The following is an 18,095-nucleotide window of genomic DNA, read 5'->3' as shown; positions in this document are numbered from 1 at the left end:
GAGGCTTTAACGACGACGGATGGACAACCATCCCATGGCGGCAACCAGGATCAGCAGGACGCGGCTGGGTTCTGGAATGACGTCGAGGGGGGTGATGGTGCGGTTGTGCAGGGCGGCGACTTCGGTGCTGTTGAGGACGAGATCGTAAACCGCGAATTCATCGATGCCTCCGGTGAGGGCGCGGTCGGCACTGCCACTGTTGGAGGCATAGCCGATGCCGCCGATTTGCAGGGTTTGGGCAACACCCCCGTCACCACTGCCGCCGGTGCTGAGGTTGAAGTTGCTGCTGGACCCCACGGCGTTGCCGTTGAGATAGAGGGCAAGGGTGCCGGTTCCGTCATTGAGTCCGGAGGCGGTGAAGGTGATGGCATAGCTGTGCCAGGTGTTCAGGGCGAGGCTGGACTGGAGGCTTCCGAGCCCATTGCCGGGGAAATGTTCGAGCCGGACGTTGTTGTTGCCTGACTGGCCGTAGAGGTAGAGCTCGTTTTCGCTGCCGAAGGTGTCGCCGCTGCCGAAGTGGAGGATGACGTCGCTGGAGTTGGTGTTGGCCGGACGGTTGAAGAAGCCACTGACGGACCAGTTGTTGTTGCGAAAATTCGGCAGCAGGTTGGCAGGCGCGGTGACCCAGCCACCATTCAAGGTGGTGCTGCTGAGGTTGAGAAAAGCGTCGCCGGCACCTGAAGGGCCGCCGGTGGCGACAGTGGTGACGGAACCTGTGCCGGCGGTGGTGATGGTGCCGTTGCCCGCAGCTCCGAGAGTTCCGAGATTGGTCACGGAATTGCCGCTGGTCGCGCTGTTGTAGTAGATGAGGGTGGCTGCGGGAAGGGATGGGCAGAATACGCCGACGAAAAGCATTTGCACTGCGATTCGAAGTGGCTGCGGTAAAGTCTTCATGCTGAGAGAGTAGAGCATGTGGAAGATGGTGTCAGCATCTTTTGGCTCGGCAAATGGGGAGGGGGTTTCTGGTGAAGGTTGTGAATGGGGCTTCACTGCACCGGGACGAAGCGGATGGCATCGGCGACGACGTGGCCATTGGTGTCTTTGGTGGTGATGGTGAGGGTGGTTTGTTTGCCGGCTTTGAAGGTGCCGTTGGTGATTTTAATCCAGCCGCCCTGGGTGCGTTGGTTGATGGTGAGGGATCTGCTGTCGTTGGGGTATTGGAGTTCGATGGGGACGTTGGTGGCGCGGTTGCCGTGTTTGAGCCAGCGGAGGTAGATGTCGTAGTTGCCGTCGGCGGGCAGGTCGGGGGTGAAGGTGATGGTTTTGGTGCCTTTGGCTTCGTCGTTGTCGTGGAGGTAGTTGCCCGAGGCGGATTCGATCCAGTCGCCGGTTTTGCTGGCCTGGGTGTAGTTGACTTCGATGCCTTTGGGGATGGTGTCGGCGATGACGGTGCGGGTGGGGCCGCCTTCCCAAGTGAGGATTTGGCTGTCGGCGAGAAGGCGTTTTTTAAGTTGGGGATAGGCGACTTTTTGGACGGAAGTATTTTCGTCAATGGCCATGCTGGCGGCAGTGGCGGCGGACTGGCCGAGGATCATGAAGACGGGCTCCATGCGGATGGAGCCGTAGGCGATGTGGCTGGAGGAGAGGCAAACGCTGACGAGGAGGTTGGAGCATTCGGCTTCTTTGGGGATGATGCTGCGGTAGCTGATGGAGTAGGGTTGGGGGACGCGGACCTGGACGTCGCCTTCGTTGCGGATTTTGCCGTCGATGACAACCCGCTGGCAGTTGTGGGAGTCCATGGTGTAGGCGGCGAGGCCGATGGGGTCTTCGGGGATTTTCTGGCTGGTGCACTCGTGTTCGGTCATGACGTAGTCGGAGATCATGCGTCGGCCTTCGCGGACATAAAGTTCGTGGGGCCAGCCGTTGGTTTCGGGGAATTCACCGTTGAGGAGTCCGTATTGGTTGACGAGGGCGCGGATGTTGTCGGGGACTTCAGGGTCGTGGGCGGCGAACCAGGCGAGGCCTTGCTGGTAGTTGACGTGGTCCTGGAAGATTTTTTCGCGGGTGGTGTAGTCGCCTTCTGGCCAGGCGTAGTTGGCGCCGATGTGGTCGGTGGAGAAGCCGCCGGTGTTGTTGCAGTCGCCGTTGTGGAGTTGGAAGGGGATGATGGGTTTGGTGGTGCTGGCCTGCGCGTAGCGGAGGTAGACGAGGTAGCGGTTGCGATCGTAGCCTTCGGGTTTGGGGAAGGGGATGCGGGTTCCGGCGTTGGAGAGGTTGAAGCGGAAATTGTAGGCCTGAATTTTTGTGTCGCCTTCGCCGGGTTTGCCGGGGTCGGCGGAGGAGATGGTGGGAAGGAGTCCGCTGTTGGGGGCGCCGGGGGTGTGGTAGGGGTCGACGGGAATATTGAAGTTGTGGGCGTTGCGGAACTGGATGCCGTTGATGGTTTCGTTGTAGGTGGCGTTGGCTTCGCGACCAACGTGGAAGGAGACGCCGGCTTTGGCGAAGAGGTCGCCTTCATAAGTGGCGTCGACGAACATTTTGGCTTTGGCGCTGTTGCCATTTTCGAAGGTGAGGGTGGTGATGCGGTTGCCCTCTTTGATGACGTCTTTGAGGCGGTGTTCGTAGTAGACGGTGACGCCGGCTTGTTGGAGGAAGTGGATGAAGGCATCTTCGGCCTGGGAGGGTTTGAAGCCGGAGGTTTTGCCTATGTGGGCGTAGACTTCGTTGGCGAATCCGCCGATGGCTTTGCGGTTGCCGATGTCGGTGGCGGTGAGTCCGCCGGAGGTCATGCCGCCGACGTGGCGGCGGAAGACGATGAGGACTGCCTTTTTGCCCATGCGGGCGGATTGGACGGCGGCGGCGACTCCGCCTGGGGTTCCGCCGTAGACGCAGATATCGGCTTCGATGGTGAGCGCGGGATCAGCAGCAGGGACGGGATAGTAGTATTTGAGGCCGGGGTTGGGGGTGGCGGGGGCGGCACTGAGGAGGAGGGGGAGGAGAGGCAGGCAAAGGGCTGCGGGGAGGAAGCGGAAGAGTTTCTTCATCATGGCAAACATCGTTAAGGTGTAACAGAAGGCTACGATGGATGTCGAGATGGTCTTTCGCAGGGGGGGTGATGTTGGAGTTTGAGATGCGACGGGTGCATGAGGCGTCCTGACAGGACGCGGGGTTGTGCGATCGGATACCCGGCACACTGTGCCGGGCTGCTATGAGATGTCCCTACAGGACATGACATGGCTTGATTTTATCTATCGTGGGGTGGAGTTCAGGATGCTGCTCCAAGTCTTTCATGCAGCTCTTTCTCCAAACGATCCAAGGCAACAAAAGCGTCTTCGCACTTCACGGTGCCATTTTCGATTTCTTCCCAGCGACGATCGAGGGTGGTTTTGAGTTCGTCGCTGAGCGGTGGGTCGGGATGGAGGCTTTCCCAGAGCTGGTCGGCCAGGAGGGCGCGTTCATCATAGGACAGGGTGAGGGCCTGTTGAAGGAGGGTTTCAACGGTCGCGGTCATGGGGGAGTTTCGGGGGCGGGATGGGGGTTGTCAAATGGGGGATCGGGGCGGACGGGGAACGGGAGATCGCAGGGAAGGACGCCTGCTGGGAGGGACAAGATGGAGGCCTGAGTGAAGGCTCCGCGCTGAAGCTCCCGACCCGGGCAGGCAAAATGCCTGCCACACCTACAGGCTGCAAGCCTGTGTCACGGTCGGCTATGAGCTGAAGAGCCACTCGGGGCGGTTGAGGAGGCTCCAGAGGAGGTCTTCGAGGCGCTGACGCCATTCGGCGTTGAGTTTTTCGGTAGGAGGATCGCCTTGGCGGGCGCGTTCTTCGGCTTCGACACCAAGGGTGTTGGCGATGCCGTCGAGATGGTTGGACCAGGTGAAGTAGTAGGGGCGTTTACGTTCGCCGGTGCTGGTCACGGTTTCTTTGGTTTTGGCGACTGGAACCATGCTGCGTTTGTCGTAGCCGGGCTGGAGGAGGTCGCGGGTGGAGGCGAGTTCCTGGGCGGTGGGTTCGCGGGTGAGAAGACGGAGGTAGAGACGGTTGATGAATTTGTCGAGAGGCTGGTCTTCCAGGGCGAGCTGGGTGATGCCGTGGTCGTCGCTGAGGGTGGTGAGCCAGTAACCCATGGTGCCGTTGGAAAGGATGGCGGGTTGCAGGGTGTTGGGGGCGCTGTCGCGGATGCTGATGGGGTCCTGCCTTGCGCCGCGCCAGCCGAAGGCTTCGAGGACGGTGGCGACGGCCTGGAGTCGTGGAAGGGTGAGGCTGGGGCGGTCGCGTTCGTTGGAGGTGCTGGCAAGCATCCAGGAACGGTTGGGCTTTCCTAATGTGATGGAGTTTTTGTCGGAGCGGTTGCCGTCGAGGTCGAGGCTGACTTCTTCCACGTTGAAGGGTTTGCCGGTGGCGGCGAAGAGGGAGTCGACGATTTGTTCGGCGTTGAGCCGGCGGGGCGCGGGGGCGATGTGGAGGGGGCTGGGGGTGTTGAGGGTGGGGTCGGTGGCGCGCTGGTAGGCGTGGGTGTTGAGGATGAGTCGGGCGGTGGACTTGAGGTCGTAGCCGTTGCGGACGAAGTCGCGGGCGAGCCAGGTGAGCAGTTCGGGATGGGTGGGGCCGCCTTTTTCCCAGTCGGCGACGTTGTCGACGAGGCCGCGTCCCATCAGGCGCTGCCAGAGTCGGTTGACGATGACTTGGGCAAAACGTTCGTTTTGAGGAGCGGTGACGAGGGCGGCGAGGCGGTCGCGGGTGTTGTCGGGTTCGGCAACGAGTTGGTCGGCGATTTTGGGGTCGGCGTAGCGGGTGAATGGCCAGTCGGGTTCGACAATGGAGCCGGGGGCGAGGGTGACTTTGATGAGCGGTTTGCGGCCGCCTTCATGCAATTTGTCCATGGGGACGCTGCTGGTGGTGGGGACTTTGACGCTTTCCTGGCTGAGCATGGCGGCGAGCTGGAAGAGGTCTTTTTGGAGGGAAATGTGGGCGGGGGCGTCGTGGCAGCGGGCGCATTTCATTTCGACACCGAGGAAGGCGGAGGCGACGATGGCACCTTTTTCGGCCATGGGGGCGTCGTTTTGGGTGGCGGTGCCGAAGCCGTTGGGGCCGCCGTAACGGTTGGAGCCTTCGAGGCGGATCAACTCGGTGGCGAAGAGGTCGATGGGTTTGTTGTCGAGAAGGGATTCGTAGATCCACCAGCGGAAGGGACCGGTGTTGTTGAGGGTGGGGTTGATGATGTTGGGGTTCTCGGCGAGGACGTCCTGCCAGTAGCTGACCCAGTGGTCGGCCCAGCGCGGGTCGGCGAGGAGGCGGTCGATGACCTTGGCGCGTTTGTCTTTGGAGGTGTCGGCGAGGAAGGCGTTGACTTCGGCTTCGCTGGGGACGACGCCGGTGGTGTCGAGGGTGACGCGGCGGAGGAAGTGAAGGTCGGTGCTGAGGTCGGTGGGTTTGAGGTTGGCGACTTTGAATTCGGGCCAGGAGGCACCTTGGGCGATCCATTTTTCGAGGATGGCGACTTCATCGGCGGTGAGGCGGTCGCCTTTGGGAGGCATGATGAGGTTGTCGTCGTCGGTGGTGATGCGGTGGATGAGGGGGCTGTCGGCGGGTTTGCCTTTGATGATGGCGGGTCCTTCTTCGTCGCCGCCAGTGAGGAGGCCTTTGAGGCTGTCGAGCCAGAGTCCGCCTTTGACTTTTCCGCCTTGATGGCAGGAGAAACATTTGGTTTCGAGGATGGGCTGAACTTCGCGATGGAAGTCGACGCCACCGCTGGGGATGGCCTGGTAGGCAAGGGCGACGTCGGCGATGCGGGCGGCGATGAAGTGGTCGATGGGGTTGTTGGCGGTGTAGCCGGAAGGCAGGGCGGGAACGGCGGGTTGCTGATCTTTGGTGGAGGCGAGCCAGGCAGCGGCGGCGGCGCGGCGTTTTTCCCAGTAGGGATTTTGTTGGGCACGGACGCGGTTGCGTTCGGCGGTGTTCATGGCTTCGATGCGCGGGCGGCGTTCGGCTTCATAAGCGGCCCAACCGGCGTCGGTATAGGGGACGCGGCGGTCGCCGGGGCTGAGGAGGTGCCAGTGTTGGGAGCCTTCGGGGGAGATGGCGATGACGGTTTCGCCGAGTTCGGGGCGTTGTCCGGAGGAGCCGATGATGGTTTCGAGGAGGACGAGGTGCTGGCCGCCTTTGGATTCGAAGGTGATGGTGGATTCGCGGTTGCCGGGAGGGGCGAAGCGGAAGTCGGGTCCGAGGTTGAGGTAGGTGTCTTGGTCGGCTACGACGCCGTGGCCACCGGTGTCGCCTTTGGGAAACGGGGTGGTGAGGGTTTGCTGGCCGTCGATGTAGAGTCGGGCACCGCCTCGGGCGCGGAGGAGGAGGCGATGTTTGCCAGCGGGGAGGTCGACCTTGGCGGTGGCGCGGACGAGGGCGGGGGAGCGGTCGGCGCGGATGCCGGTGGAGATGTATTTGTGGGGGATTTCGAAAAAGCCGAAGACGTCTTCGGTGTAGGTGGTGGCGACGGTGGGGTTGTCTTCGGGCCAGGCACGGGAGGCGGGGACATTTTCTTCGGCGATCTGGACAAGGACTTTGCCGGGGATGAGGTCGGTGTCGACAACCGGGGGCGGGGCGGGGGTGAAGGCGTAACGGGCTTGGATGTCGGCGGGAGGGATGATGGCGCGTTGGATGGCGACGGCGTCGAGGTCGCCGTTGTAGGAGTTGCCGGGTTTGCCTTCGAGGGCGGTGCCGATTTTGAGGTCGTCGGTGTCGGTGACGGGGGCGCGGTCGGTGGGACCGGCAAAGGTCCAGGTGCCGGTGGTGAGTTTGCCGTCGATGTAACCTTTGAGGCTGTCGGCGACGCCGAAGGTGTAGGTGATGGCGATGTGGTGCCAGGCGGAGGAGGCTTCGTAAGCTTTGTCGTCGCTCCACCAGACGTGCCACTGGGGATTTTTGTTGTTGCCGTCGTGGCTGGAGAAGATGAAGCCGATGCGGACGCCTTTGTCGCCGTTTTTGACGCGCAGGCCGTAGTTTTGGTTCATGGAGTGGAAGCCTTTTTGGGAGTGGCGCCCTTTGGCGATGATGTAGGCTTCGCCGTTGAGTTGGGGGCTGGGTTTGATCCAGGCTTCGAGGGTGATGGGGTCGCCTTTTTTGAACTGGAGGCTCTGGGGGCCGTCGGGGCCGTTGTCTTTGATGATGAGGGAGGTGTCGGTGCCTTTGCCGGGGAAGGTGAGGGCGGTGTTTTTCTCGGGGAAGTTGGCGTAGCGGGGGGAGCGGGGACCGGTGGTGGTGGCGGCGGGCTTTTTGGGGTTAAGCCAGGTGCCGGGGGTGTCTTTGCTGGTGTCGTCGAAATTCCAAGAGGCGACGGGTGCGGGTTCGCTGGCAGAAAGAAGCGGGGCCGCGAGGGTTAGGAAGAGGACGGTGAGGAGACGCATGGCAGAGATAAGAACGTGGATATTCTCATGTTTTGCGCGAGGCGACCATCTCACTTTAGTGAGTTGCGGCGGCGATGGGTGAAGACGAGGCCGAGGCCCAGGCAGAGGAAGAGGGAGCGGGAGGGTTCGGGGGCGATGAGGAGTTGATTGGCGGTGAGAGTGCTGTTGGAGAAGCGGACTTCGTCGATGAGGCCGTTGAAGGGGGAACTGGGATTGCCGGTGCTGCCGATGGAGAAGTCGGCGGTGGTGTTGTTGACGGAGGTGACGTTGGCTGATCGGACGCTTTGCTGGAGGGTTCCGCCGTTGGTCAGATCTTGAAGATAGAAGGTGAGGCGCTGGGATTCCGGGGCGGTCAGATCGACGGCAAGAGCCACGAAATAGTCGGTTCCAGCGCTGAGATTCAAGGTCGAGGAGAAGGTGTTGTTGTTGATGATGACGCTCAGATTGTTGCTGCTATTGACATGAAAGAGCAGGGCGCGGGTGAGGGGGTCGGAGGCACCTGAAAAGTGGCCGGCGATGGATTGAAGGGCGCCGACCGCGTTCAGATTGATTTGGGCCTCAATGGTGAAGGTCGGGGTGGTCCAAGCGGGACTGTCTGGTGCACGGAGCAGGCCGGTGCCGCCGCCGATGAAGCTGAGGGCTCTGAGGTTGGGGGTGCCGGTTTGAGGAATGGGATCGGAAAATGCAGAGCCTGCACCACTGGTGGGGAGGACGTAAGAAGTTCCGTTGCCGCCGTTGGTGAGGTGATTGCCATTGCCGCTGGAGTCCAGAAGCCAAGTGCTGCTGTCACCTTCGAAACGCCAGTGGGCCACCGTGGCGGCTTGGGCGGAACTGAGGAGAATCAGGCTAATTAGAGCCGCAGGCAGAAGGTGGACCGGGTTCATCACCAGTCATTGACGCAGGTTCGCGACGGTTTGACGAGGCTCGTGGGGCTCACTTTCGTGGGGGGCTTTAAAAGGATAAAGGATAAAGGATAAAGGCTAAGGACTGAGATTGCGGCGGCGATTGGTGATGAAAAGGGCGGCACCCAGGCTGAGGAGGAGGGCGCGGGAGGGTTCGGGGACGAGGAGCTGGCTGGCGGAGAGCGTGGTGTTGGAGAAGCGGACTTCGTCGATGAGGCCGGTGAATCGCGAGGAGGCGTGGCCCGTGGAGCCAATGGCGAGGCCGTCGGTTGATCCTTCGAGGGAGGTGAAGAGGGAAGTGAAGAGGGTGGAAATGAGGGGGCCGTCGTCGGTGAGGTTCTGAATGTAGAAGGTGAGGCGTTCAGAGGCGTTGACGGCATTGAGATTGACGGCGACGGCGACGTAGTAGTCCTTGTCGAGGGCGAGGGTGAAGTTGGGGGATGAGGGGGTGTGATAGGTTTCCGTGGCGCTGGCACCATCGCCGAGCAGGATGGAGAGCTGGTTGTTTTGGATCCCGAGCAACCAGCTGCGTCCGAGGGTTTGGGAGAGGTGGCCGACGATGGTTTTCAGGCCAGTGGTGTTGCTGATGTTGACCATGGCCTCAATGGTGAAGGTGTTTGAGGTCCAGGAGGAACTGCCGGCGGTGGCCATGATGCCCGATCCGGAACCGGTGAAAGAAGTGGCGGACAGGTTGGGAAGTCCGGACTGGGGGATGGGATTGGCGAAGGAGGAGCCATCGCCCGTGGCGGGCAGGAGAAGCTGGGTGGAGGTGCTGTTGGTATTTGAAAGGTGATGCGCGTTGCTGCTGGAGTCTTGAAGCCAGGTGGTGGTGTCGCCTTCAAATCGCCAGTGGGCGACCGTGGCGGCCTGGGTGCTGCTGAGCAGGACCAGGGTGATCAGGGCCGCAGGAAGGAGGTGGAGCGGGTTCATCGATGGGTGGTTGAGGCAGGTTTGCGAGTTCGTGTTACTGCCTGGGTCGGTGGCGATGGCGGCGGAAGCTGAGAAGCAGGCCGGTGGTGAGGAGCAGCGCGCGGGAGGGTTCGGGGACGGAGGTGAGCTCAATGACGTTGAGGATGTAGTTGCCGGTGGAGGTGGTGAGGGTGAGGGCAATTTGGTTGGAGGCGTTGGGGACGAGGCCGGTGAAGGTGACGAAGCCGCCGTCGAGGTTGCCGGTGGAGGTGTTGGAGGGTTCGTAGGATTGGATGACGCCGTTGATGTTGACGTTGGTAAGTCGGGAATCGGAGCGATTCGCGTATCCGTAAACGGTGATGTTGTAGGTGAGAAGGGGGTCGAGTCCGGAGAAGGTGAGGGTTCGGGCGGGGTTGTTGAAGAAGGCGTCGCCTGCTGCGATGTTGGGATAGGGGGCACCGATGGGGTTGGCGGCTTCGTTGAGAACGTTGAAGCTGCCGCTGGTGGAGAGAATAATGGCGGTGCTGAGATTGGAGGTGTCGACGAGAGCAAGGTTGGTGGCACCGGAGGTGTCGGTGTAGTTGTTCCAGGTTTGCGCGAGTCCGGTGGTGGGGCCTTTTCCGGTGGTGTCGCTGAGGGAGCCAAGGCCGAAGTCAATGAGCATGGTGGCGGCGTTGAGGGACCCGGCCAGCAGGATCTGGCAGGCGATGAGCGGGAGGAGGTAGGATGCTTTGCTCAACATGGCGTGATGAAGTTCATTGAACTACAAACCGCTGGGTTCGCCCAGACTAAAATGATGCGCACTTTCGTGGGGGGAAGGTAGAAGGCTCGTCCCGAGCCTTGGCTTGGAGTTGAAAGGCTCGGGACGAGCCTTCTACTTTTTTAGCGTTCGAGGAGCCACCAGACGGTTTTGTGGGAGGGGGAGATGGGCCAGGTGTCGGTGTTTTGGGCGATGGGGGCTTGGGCGGTGCCAGTGGGGTCGAGGGGGCGGATGGTCCAGTTGGATTCGTTGCCGGGGAGCGTGACCTTGGCTTCGTAACCGAGGACGAGGGAGGGGCCGTAGCCCCATTGGTTGGAGACGGTTTTGCGGTCGGTGCGCCATTGCATGTTTTGGTTTTCGGAGCGGCTGAGGGCGAGGCCGAGGAGTTTTTTTGAGGTGGCGATGGGTTGGCCGTCGAGGGGGATGAGGCCGAAGATGGCGAAGGGGGGAATATTGGGTTCAGGCTCGGATGGCATTGGGGCGACGTTGAGCTGGATGGGGCCGAGGGTGTGGGTTTTGCCAGGGAGGTTGCCGGTGGCGAAGAGGACGTGGTCGTTGATGACGGTGGCGACTTTGGACTCGTTGTTGCCCCAGGTGATGGGGGTGGTGGAATACGATTGGGGAGAGGGGGTGATGAAACGGCGGAGCAGGTCGGGCGATGTGAAGGGAATTTCACTAAAGGCAAGTGCTGTCGGAGATTTCAAGGCGAGTGAACCATCAAGCCCCATCCTCTCGTAGAAGCGGCGCCAATTGGACCAGATGCTGCCGTTGTGTTTGACAATATCGAGAATGAGAGCGGTGGTGGGTATTTGAATTGTGGTGCGGCCATGTCCAAAATCGACTGATCCATTGCGAAAGAGCAAAGCAGCGAAAGGGATGCCGGCGCGTTTGGCGGGGTGGCCCTGGTAGTTGAAGAAGCTGTGGTAGTGCTGGGCTTGGAGGTCTTCGCGGCTGTGGGCGAAGGTGTAGAGGGTGAGTCCGCTCCAGCCTTGGAAGTTGGCGAAGGCGGCAAGGAGGGGGAGTCCTTCGGCGAGGGTGTCGATGGGGGCGGGAATGTCCCATTCGGTGATGGCGAAGGGTTTTCCTACCGGGCGTTGAACGGCGAGTTCGGAAAGGATGCCGCCGGTGGGGTCTTGGGAAAGGGTTTCCTGATTGATTTCCCAGTCTTTGTCGCTCCAGTCGCCTTTGGGGAAATTGGGGTGATGCCAGTAAGCGTTGGCGTGGACGACGTCGCTAACGAGGGCTTCGCGTCTGACTCCGAAAAGGGCACCGAAGAAGATGTGGGAGTGGGTGACGAGGCATTTGATATTGAGATCTTCCTTGAGGAAGCGGTGCATTTCCTTGGCGTAGTTGAGTTCGGTTTCGGCGAGGAACTGGTAGTAGTCGTAGCGGACGTGTTCGTTGGCGTTTTCGGTGGGGAGGGGGATGCCGGTTTCGAAGGTGGTGGTGGGGGGGAGGTAGGCGTCGTTGTGTTCGGCGAGGTGGATGTCGGAGAGTTCGATCCAGCCGGTGTGGCCGTTGGGGCCGAAGATGAGGTTGGTTTTGTCGGGGATGACGTCTTTGGCGGTGAAGAGGAGTTCGAAGGTTTGCCAGTCGGGAGTGAGGGCGAGTTCTTTCCAGAGTCCGGTCATGGCGAAGGGGGCGGCGGATTGCTGGGTGTTGGTGTAGATTTTTTTGGGGATGTCGGAGCGGGCGCGAAAGGTGAGGCGGTACGTTTTGCCGGATTGGATGGGGACGCTGCGGATGAGCTGGTTGTGCCACTCTTCGCTGCCGGGTTTGGTGACGGTGAGGCGGATGGCGTCGGCTTCGGAGGAGGGGCTGAGGGTGGAGACGGCGCCGCCTTGCTGGTCGAGATACCAGCCGCTGGCGTTGTGTTGGAAGGTGCCGTTTTCGACGAGGTTGGGGGCGGGGGTGGCGGGTTGGACGCCCCATTTTTCGCGGAGCAGGCTGAGGTCGTTTTTGTGGGCTTTGTGGAGCCAGTCGGTCCATTGTTGGGCGATGTTGTCGTGGATGGGGCCGGTGATTTTGGCGGGCCACCAGGTGTTCATCATGAGGGTGTTTTCGTTGTTCACCTCGACGATGGCGATGGCGGGGTCGTCTTGATAGGCGAGGCCGGTGTGGGGGTTGACGTGGGTGAGAAGGTCGCGGGCGTATTGTTTGAGGGCTTCGACGTAGGGTGGGTAGATGTTGTCGATGCCTTTGGATTTGTCGGGGGCACCTGGAGGCTGGTCGGGGTATTGGCGTCCGACGTGGAGGTTGAAGTTGGAGTAGATGCCGCGTTTTTTGAGTTCGGCGAAGAAGAAGTCGAGTCGGGCGAGGGGTTCGGGTTGGAGGCCGGGTTGGTTGTCTTGATGGATGAGTTGGGTGCCGCTCCAGTTTTCGTCCATGAAGTGAAAGCGGACGAGGTTGATGCCGATTTTGGCGAGGTGGGCGGCGAATTGGGTGGCTTCTTCGTTGGAGGGGAAGCAGGCGTCGGCGGTGAGGTTGGTGCCGAAATAGCGCCAGGGTTTGCCGGTGTTGTCGGTGAGGGTTTCGCCGTTGGGTTTGATGAAGCCGTGTTTGCCGGCAGGGGTGTGGTTGAGGTGGGAGAGGTCGAGGTCGGCGGGGGTTTTGTCGTCGAAGGCGGAGATGGTGAAGGGGAACCAACCTTGGTCGGTGAGGGAGGGGGATGGGGATGGGGATTGGGCGGGGAGGGAGGAGGTGGCCGCGAAAATGAGGAAGAGAGTGAGGAGGCGCATTTTGGTGGGTGCGGAGGTGTGGGTTTTTGTGGGGCGTGGGGCGGATGGTTAGAGCCTCCTCACGTCGGCTGCTTGCTACGAATGATTAGTCGAGTTTGACGATGCCGCGGCGGATGGCTTCGGCGGTGGCTTGGGCGCGGTCTTTGACACCGAGTTTTTGGAGGATGCGGCTGACGTGTTGTTTGACGGTGTCTTCAGAGATGCCGAGTTGGGCTCCGATTTCTTTGTTGGCGGAGCCTTGGGCGACGAGGGCGATGATTTCGCGTTCGCGGGGGGTGATGGTGGGTCCGGTTTGTAGATGGGTGAGGCGCTGGGCGAGGTCGGAGGGGAGGTAGCGATTGCCGCTGGCGACGAGGCGCAGGGCGGTGATGAGTTCTTCGCGGGTGGCGGTTTTTTGCAGGTAGCCGGAGGCACCGGAGTCGAGGGCGGCGACGATTTCTTCGTCGCGGGCGAAGGTGGAGAAGATGAGGATGCGGGCGTCGGGATCGAGATCGCGGATGAGGGCGGTGGCTTCGGCGCCGTTGATGCCGGGGAGTTGCATGTCCATGAGGACAACGGTGGGGCGGTGCTGCTGGTAGAGGGTGGCGGCGTTTTCGCCGGTATCGCTGGTGGCGATGACTTTGAGGTCGGGCTCGATTTCGAGGGAGGTGGCGAGGCCGTTGCGAACGACGAAGTGGTCGTCGACGAGCATGATGGAGATCATAAGAAAGGATAAAGGATAAGGGATAAAGGCTAAGATTTTTTAGCTGCGAGGGAGTTTGAGTTCGAGGGTGGTGCCTTTGGTGGGCTGGCTGTGCCATTCGACGGTGGCGTTGAGTTTGCGGGCGCGTTCGCGGATGCCCATGCAGCCGTAGTGGCCGGGTTTTTCCCAGGTTTCTGAGGGGTCGAAACCTTTTCCGTTGTCGCGGATGGTGAGGAGGAGGTGGTCGGGCTCGGACTGATTGGTGAGGTGGATTTGAATGAGGGTGGCGTTGGCGTGGCGCAGGGCGTTTGCCAATGATTCCTGGGCGATCATGCGCAGGTGATGGAGGGTGCGGGGAGGAAGGGTGGGGAGGTTTTCGTCGGTGTGGACTTCGATGGTGGGGCCGTTTTCGGTGGTGCGGGATTCGGCGAGGTTTTGGAGGATGGTGGCGAGAGGGAGGGCTTGGTCCGGCGGAGTGCGGAGGTCGGTGAGGAGGTTGCGGGTTTCGGTCTGGATGCGGGTGACGAGGTGGCGGGCCGTCGCTAGGAGGGTGGGGGTGCGGTCGGTGGGGACGCTGGCGGCGGCGCCGAGCTGGAGGGAGAGGCCGGTGAGGTCTTGTTCGAGGGTGTCGTGGAATTCGCGGGCGATGCGGTGGCGTTCTTCAAGCATGGCCTGGTGCTCGATGCGGTCGCGCAGGGCGGCGGTTTGGTTTTCGACCTGACGACGCAGGAGGAGGATCCACAGGGCGGCGAGGAGGGTGGCAATGGCAAAGGCGATCAGGGCGATGGTGAGGCGGGGTTGGGGCCACCCCGAGGGGGTTTGGAGGATGAGGATGTCGGCGGCGTTGCGGGGGTGGAGGCTGAGGGTTTGGGGTTGGGACTGATAGGCGATGGGTTTGCTGCTTTCGACGAGGCAGATGCCGGTGATCTGGATGCGGCTGTGTGGCGCGGGAATGGGGTGGTTGGGGGGAAGCTGGGCGCGCAGGGAGCGTTCGTTGGTGTGAAGAATGAGGATGGGGCCGTTTTCGCTTTGATAAGTTTCGGTGACTTCGGCGGTGAGGGTGATGAGGTCGTTGTCGTAGGTGCCGCGCATGAGTTCGCGGATGGTGGTGGGAATGGGCTGGGGTGGGGGACCGGGGGTGCGGGTGATGAGTTGGGCGTCGGCGAGGGCGGCGCTGAAGCGTTCCATTTCGGGGAAGCCGAGGATTTCGATGTTTTCGCCGGGATGGAGAGGGTCGGTGGTGGTAGTGGTGGCGAGGTTGACGGCGAAGGAGGCGGTGTCGTCGCGGAGGAAGAGGCGTCCGTCGGGAAAGGCGGCGAGGATGGTGCCGGACATGCGGACGCGGTGGCCGGTGCTGCGACCGGTGGGGCGGAAAGTGAGGAGGTCGGTGGCAGGAAGGGTGGGGAGCTGGGTGGGATCGGGTGCGGGTTCGAGAATTTTGATGGCGTTGCTGTCGTGGGGCCAAAGGTAGGGTTGGAGAAGCTGGCGGCGGTCGTTGATGGCACCGGAGGCGAGGCCGGTGATGTGCACGGTGCTGTCGATGAGTTCGTCGGAATTGGGAGGGGGGTCGTTGAGGCGGATTTCGACAATGCGGGAGCCCATGGCGACGCGCATGGTGGTGCGTTGTTTGGCGGCGTTGGCGGTGGCGTTGGAGGGAAGCGTGGTGGGGTTGATGTCGGTCGTGACGGCGGTGTGGATGGAGCGGACGATCCCTTGAATGCTGACCCATTGGTAGTGGTAGCGGCCGGAGAGGAGGTCTTCGTAAGTGGCTTCGATGGGGGCGGGCATTTCGCCGCGATTGAGGATGCGGTAGGTGGTTTCTTCGATGCCGGGGACGTAGAGGCCGTAGCGGGTGGTGCCGCGAACTTCGACGACGTCGCCGGGGGCGGGGGCGGGCTGGTTTTTTTCGAGCCAGAAGAGGGTGCCGGCGGTTTCGTCCTGGAGAAAAACGGCGTTGTTGGCATCGGAGAAGATGACGGTGCCGCGTAACTGGACCTCGCGGTTTTGGTCGGCTTCAGTGGGGGTCATCGAGCGGATGTCGATGGCTTTGACGAAGGGGGGCTCGGCGGCTTGGAGGGGAGAGAGGAGGAGGAGGAAGAAAAACCACGAATGGACACGAATGGACACGAATTTTTTTAACCCCGGCCGAGCGTATTGGGCTGCACTGTAGGGGTGAGCGTAGCGAGAGAAATGGACAGGAAGCGGTGTGATTTTTTTTGACCACCGCCGAGCGTAGTGAGACAGCCAGCCGCAGGCTGCCCCGTAGGGGTGAGCGTAGCGAAGCAAATGGACACAGATGAACACAGATGAGCTCAGATTTGGCGATGGCTTTGATCTGTGTTTATCTGTGTCCATCTGTGGTTTGATGAATCTTGTTTCCTATTTGTAGTCGGTTCGAAGGATGCGGTGGTTGTAGCTGTCGACGATGTAGAGGGTTTGGCCGTCGCGGGTGAGGCGGAGGCCGTGGGGGCGGTTGAGCTGGACTTTGTCTTTCTCAAGGAGGGTGCCTTTTTGGTTGGGGGTGCCGGCGAGGAGTTCGATGTTGCCGGTTTTGGGGTCGTAACGGCGAATGGTGTGGTTTTCGGCGTCGGCAATGATGACGCGGCCTTGGTGGTCGACGATGGCGTGTTTGGGACCGTTGAGGGTGGCGTCGATGGCGGGTCCGTTGTCGCCGCTGGCGCCTTTTTTGCCGGAGGCGTTGACGACGGTGGTGATGATGCCGTCGGGGGTGACGCGGAGGAGGGAGTGGTTGTCGCGGTCGACGATGTAGACGGTGCCGTTGTTGGGATCGACGGCGACGGCGCGAGGGTTCATGAGGGGTTGGTCGACGGCTTTGGTGCCATCCTGGGGCTGGCCTTTTTTGCCGGTGCCGGCGAAGGCGTGGATGATGTTGGTGGTGAGGTCGAGGTAGCGGACGCGGAGGCTGCTGATGTCGACGAGATAGAGTTTGGTTTCGTCGGGGCTGAGGGCGCAGGCGAAGAGCTGGTTGATGTCGGCTTGGGTGGCAGGACCGTTGTCGCCGCTGTTGCCTTTTTTGCCGGTGCCGGCGGCGGTGGTGACGATGCCGGTGGTGGGGTTGTAGTGACGGAGTCGGCCAACCCAACTGTCGGCGAGGTAGACCTGGCCGGCCTTGGTGACGGCGAGGTCGTGCATGCCGCTGAAGAGCGCGTCGGCGATGGGTCCGCCGTCGCCTTTGCCGTTGTCGTCTTTGGGGGCGATGATGCCTTTTTGGCCGCCGAGGAAGGTGAGGGTGTTGCCGCTGGGGTCGAGTTTGAAGACGCGGTGGCCGTTTTCAAACTCCACGCCGTAGAGGTTGCCTGCGGCGTCGAAGTCGATGCAGAAGGGGGTGACGACGGGTTCGGTTTTTGGGGTGCCGATGACGAGTTCGAAGGCGTGGGCGTGGGGTTGGGTGAGGGGAGCTAGGCCGACGAGGAGGGTGAGAGTGACGGCGAAGAATGAGGATGTTTTTTTCATGGGGAGTGCGGCGGGCGGGTGGCGGGTTGTGAGTAGCAGGACAGAAGTGGATGGGATTGACAAGGATTTTGGGAGTTACTTTCGTGGGGTTTTTCGTGGGTCGATCCCGTAGGTGGCGTTTTTTTCTTGGGTGGGAAGTTTGGGTTGAGAAGCTTGGGGCTGGTCTTCGGCGATCCAGGTGTTGCCATCGAACTGGAAGGTTTCGGGTTGGGTGCCGCTGCCGATGTTGATATCGCTGCGGAGGCTGGCGCGGTGGTAGACGAAGTGGTTGTTTTTGATGATGACGTTGCGGCAGGGGGCAAAGTTGGGTTCGGTGGTTTCCTGGAGGATGCGGAACAGCCACTGGGTGGGGAAGAGGATGGTGTTGTGGTGGAATTGGGCACCGTCGACACCGACGAAGGCGATGGCGCAGGGGCTGCCCTGGATGGTGTTGTGGCGGATGATGAGGCTTTTGGCTTCGTATTTGGCACCTTGGGGCCGGAAGTAGGCGAGGCCAGTGGAGCCGCCGGCGTTGATGGGGCGCTGGCCGCCGTTGATGAATTGGTTGTGTTCGATGGTGATGTCGGAGGTGCCGCCTTTGAGCTGGATGCCGGTGTGGGCGCTGTAGCCGTCTTTGCCTTCAAAGTGGCAGTGGGTGATGAGCGAGTCATGGCAGCCGACGAAGTCGATGGCGGAGCCGCCCCATCCGTTGAAGTGGCAGTGGCGGATGGTGAGTTTGGTTAGGCCGGAGCATTTGATGGCGTCGCGGTTGCCTTGTGGGCCGATGTTGCTGATTTTAAGGTGTTCGAGGGTGATGCCGGAGACGGGTTTGTCGAGATGGCCGCCGTCGTCGAGATTGATGCCGTTGAGTTTTTGTCCGGAGATGTGCAGGTGGCGAAGGGTGAGGTTTTCGCAGCGGGAGAATTGCCAGGCGGTGTTGCCGTCCTTGAAGAGGGGTGGGTTTTGGGGATCGAGGGCTTCGATGGTGAGGTTTTGGAGGTTTTTGAGATGATGGCCGCCGGGGTATTCGCCGGGGGCGATTTTGAGGTGGGTGCCGGGTTTGAGGGTGGTGAGTGCGGTGCGCAGTTCGGTGGGGTTGTGGACGGTGATTTGGGCGGCGGTGGCGGGTAGGGGGAGGGGGAGCAGGAGGAGGATTATGAAGCGGAGGAGGGGGTTCATGGAGTTCTTGGTTCTTGGTTCTTGGTTCTTGGTTCTTGGTTCTTGGTTCTTGGTTCTTGGTTCTTGGTTCTTGGTTCTTGGTTCTTGGTTCTTGGTTCTTGGTTCTTGGTTCTTGGTTCTTGGTTCTTGG

Annotated in this window: 12 protein-coding genes; all 12 read right to left on the bottom strand. The window is 61.3% G+C overall.

Annotated features, from left to right (window positions below; translation table 11 throughout):
* Positions 1-6: 6 nt before the first annotated feature.
* Positions 7-912 carry a LamG domain-containing protein gene (locus FEM03_RS23625; RefSeq protein WP_138088825.1) on the bottom strand — a complete coding sequence of 302 codons (906 nt, stop codon included), beginning with the start codon at positions 910-912 and terminating at the stop codon, positions 7-9.
* A 74-nt stretch (positions 913-986) separates the two neighbouring features.
* Entirely contained in the window at positions 987-2,987 is a 2,001-nt protein-coding gene (locus FEM03_RS23620) for an FAD-dependent oxidoreductase (protein WP_240772889.1), read from the bottom strand.
* Between the two features lie 218 nt (positions 2,988-3,205).
* Positions 3,206-3,451 carry an addiction module protein gene (locus FEM03_RS23615; protein WP_138088824.1) on the bottom strand — a complete coding sequence of 82 codons (246 nt, stop codon included), beginning with the start codon at positions 3,449-3,451 and terminating at the stop codon, positions 3,206-3,208.
* Positions 3,452-3,646: 195 nt separating this feature from the next.
* On the bottom strand, positions 3,647-7,342 hold the full coding sequence (locus tag FEM03_RS23610; protein ID WP_138088823.1) for a DUF1553 domain-containing protein: 3,696 nt from the start codon (positions 7,340-7,342) through the stop codon (positions 3,647-3,649).
* 50 nt (positions 7,343-7,392) lie between these two features.
* Positions 7,393-8,226: a LamG domain-containing protein gene (locus FEM03_RS23605; RefSeq protein ID WP_138088822.1), complete on the bottom strand. Its 834-nt coding sequence runs from the start codon at positions 8,224-8,226 to the stop codon at positions 7,393-7,395.
* A gap of 96 nt (positions 8,227-8,322) precedes the next feature.
* Entirely contained in the window at positions 8,323-9,174 is an 852-nt protein-coding gene (locus FEM03_RS23600; RefSeq protein ID WP_138088821.1) for a LamG domain-containing protein, read from the bottom strand.
* A gap of 34 nt (positions 9,175-9,208) precedes the next feature.
* Complete coding sequence (locus FEM03_RS25760; protein ID WP_138088820.1) at positions 9,209-9,895, bottom strand: PEP-CTERM sorting domain-containing protein; 687 nt, start codon at positions 9,893-9,895, stop codon at positions 9,209-9,211.
* A 140-nt stretch (positions 9,896-10,035) separates the two neighbouring features.
* Positions 10,036-12,651, bottom strand: a complete 2,616-nt coding sequence (locus FEM03_RS23590; RefSeq protein WP_138088819.1) for a carbohydrate binding domain-containing protein — start codon at positions 12,649-12,651, stop codon at positions 10,036-10,038.
* A gap of 85 nt (positions 12,652-12,736) precedes the next feature.
* Entirely contained in the window at positions 12,737-13,354 is a 618-nt protein-coding gene (locus FEM03_RS23585) for a response regulator (RefSeq protein ID WP_138088818.1), read from the bottom strand.
* A gap of 39 nt (positions 13,355-13,393) precedes the next feature.
* Positions 13,394-15,460, bottom strand: a complete 2,067-nt coding sequence (locus tag FEM03_RS25755) for a sensor histidine kinase (RefSeq protein ID WP_138088817.1) — start codon at positions 15,458-15,460, stop codon at positions 13,394-13,396.
* A gap of 252 nt (positions 15,461-15,712) precedes the next feature.
* Entirely contained in the window at positions 15,713-16,807 is a 1,095-nt protein-coding gene (locus FEM03_RS23575) for an NHL domain-containing protein (protein WP_138088816.1), read from the bottom strand.
* Between the two features lie 75 nt (positions 16,808-16,882).
* Positions 16,883-17,965, bottom strand: coding sequence for a right-handed parallel beta-helix repeat-containing protein (locus tag FEM03_RS23570; protein WP_138088815.1), 1,083 nt, complete (start codon positions 17,963-17,965; stop codon positions 16,883-16,885).
* Between the last annotated feature and the right edge of the window lie 130 nt (positions 17,966-18,095).

The sequence above is a fragment of the Phragmitibacter flavus genome (assembly GCF_005780165.1).
In the GTDB taxonomy this organism is placed as follows: Bacteria; Verrucomicrobiota; Verrucomicrobiia; order Verrucomicrobiales; family Verrucomicrobiaceae; genus Phragmitibacter; species Phragmitibacter flavus.
This window is presented reverse-complemented; position numbering and strand designations above follow the sequence as displayed.

Excerpts from the sequence above, each read along its gene's own strand:
- FEM03_RS23585 (WP_138088818.1), bottom strand. The coding sequence starts at position 13,354 with ATGATCTCCATCATGCTCGTCGACGACCACTTCGTCGTTCGCAACGGC.
- FEM03_RS23620 (WP_240772889.1), bottom strand. The coding sequence starts at position 2,987 with ATGATGAAGAAACTCTTCCGCTTCCTCCCCGCAGCCCTTTGCCTGCCT.
- FEM03_RS23590 (WP_138088819.1), bottom strand. The coding sequence starts at position 12,651 with ATGCGCCTCCTCACTCTCTTCCTCATTTTCGCGGCCACCTCCTCCCTC.
- FEM03_RS23575 (WP_138088816.1), bottom strand. The coding sequence starts at position 16,807 with ATGAAAAAAACATCCTCATTCTTCGCCGTCACTCTCACCCTCCTCGTC.
- FEM03_RS23600 (WP_138088821.1), bottom strand. The coding sequence starts at position 9,174 with ATGAACCCGCTCCACCTCCTTCCTGCGGCCCTGATCACCCTGGTCCTG.
- FEM03_RS25760 (WP_138088820.1), bottom strand. The coding sequence starts at position 9,895 with ATGTTGAGCAAAGCATCCTACCTCCTCCCGCTCATCGCCTGCCAGATC.
- FEM03_RS23570 (WP_138088815.1), bottom strand. The coding sequence starts at position 17,965 with ATGAACCCCCTCCTCCGCTTCATAATCCTCCTCCTGCTCCCCCTCCCC.
- FEM03_RS23610 (WP_138088823.1), bottom strand. The coding sequence starts at position 7,342 with ATGCGTCTCCTCACCGTCCTCTTCCTAACCCTCGCGGCCCCGCTTCTT.
- FEM03_RS23615 (WP_138088824.1), bottom strand. The coding sequence starts at position 3,451 with ATGACCGCGACCGTTGAAACCCTCCTTCAACAGGCCCTCACCCTGTCC.
- FEM03_RS23605 (WP_138088822.1), bottom strand. The coding sequence starts at position 8,226 with ATGAACCCGGTCCACCTTCTGCCTGCGGCTCTAATTAGCCTGATTCTC.
- FEM03_RS23625 (WP_138088825.1), bottom strand. The coding sequence starts at position 912 with ATGCTCTACTCTCTCAGCATGAAGACTTTACCGCAGCCACTTCGAATC.